Origin of the sequence: Bradyrhizobium sp. (genome assembly GCF_016462955.1) — a bacterium.
Lineage (GTDB): Bacteria > Pseudomonadota > Alphaproteobacteria > Rhizobiales > Xanthobacteraceae > Bradyrhizobium.
This window is the reverse complement of the sequence record NZ_JAEMSD010000063.1, coordinates 20486-20968: the sequence shown is the minus strand read 5'-3', so window position 1 is coordinate 20968 and position 483 is coordinate 20486. Positions and strand designations below refer to the sequence as shown.

Here is a 483-nt window from a genome sequence, read left to right as displayed (position 1 = left end):
CCGCAATGTCGAGCGACGCGACACACAGGCTGTCGTCGCGATCGTCGTGAAACGGGTCGAGGGCGGTAAAGCCGGGTTGCCCGTCGGCCGACAGCACGGCCTCGAAGCGCTCATTGACGAAGGTGAGGATCGAGGCGCAGGAGCGGAAATTGGTCGAGATCGACAGAAGACCGTCAGCATCCTGCACCCGAAAGGCGTCGCGCGCTTGCACATAGGCGCCGACATCGGCGCCGCGGAAGCGATAGATGGCTTGCTTCGGGTCGCCCACCAGGAAGAGCGCACCCGGCCGAATCCGAAAGGAGGTCCAGTCGGGATCGGCATCGACAGGCTCGCCACAGAGCCGCCAGAAGATCTCCGTCTGCAAAGGGTCGGTGTCCTGGAACTCGTCAACGAGGACGCGGGCGAAGCGCTGTCCCAGCGCGCGTCGGACATCGTCATGGTCGCGGAGCAGGTCACGCGCGGCGAAGATGAGATCGTCGAAGT

The 483-nt window shown here is 64.6% G+C and carries 1 protein-coding gene; it reads right to left on the bottom strand.

The features are described 5' to 3' along the window. Positions 1–483, bottom strand: a 483-nt coding sequence (locus JHD07_RS09760) for a UvrD-helicase domain-containing protein (protein WP_291621457.1), incomplete at both ends; no start/stop codon positions are given.